The 484-nt window shown below is 56.8% G+C and carries 1 protein-coding gene; it reads left to right on the forward strand.

Annotated elements, in window-relative coordinates; translation table 11 throughout:
- On the forward strand, positions 1 to 480 hold a 480-nt coding region (locus H7U32_RS09915), incomplete at its 5' end, for a hypothetical protein (RefSeq protein ID WP_204469872.1).
- Positions 481 to 484: the final 4 nt, after the last annotated feature.

Genomic DNA, 484 nt, shown 5'->3' on the forward strand with positions numbered 1-484 from the left:
CGCCTGGGCCTGGGCAAGACTCATGACGCTGACGCCGTGTGCATTGCGTCTCTGGGCAACGGAAGCCTGCCTGTGCAGGTCCCAGAGCCCTACGAGATCAAGCAGTTCCGCCGGCACAATCGGGCGATCATCCATTCGCAGCGGGAACGCACCTACAAACTGGGCAAGGAGACGGTGGCCAAGAACCGGAAGCCGCGCTTCGAGCAGAAGGGCCATAGTCTGGAGTCCTTCCTGGAGTCCCTTTCGCCTGTCTGGAGATTGGATGCTTGCCAGGTGATGGAGGTCACCAAATCGACCAGATACTACAATTCGGAAGGACGCTGCATGCCTGGCACTGTATTCTATTACAAGGGCCACAGGTATGTGATGAGCGGCCAAATTTCTAATGGGGCTTACTACCGCGCTGTTGGCTGCGGGAAGAAAAACTTCCCAGCCAGAGATTGCCGTTTGGTTGCCAGTGGAGGCCTCGTCTACATCTAAAAGA

It is taken from the genome of Bifidobacterium pullorum subsp. saeculare, from assembly GCF_016899725.1.
GTDB lineage: Bacteria > Actinomycetota > Actinomycetes > Actinomycetales > Bifidobacteriaceae > Bifidobacterium > Bifidobacterium pullorum_C.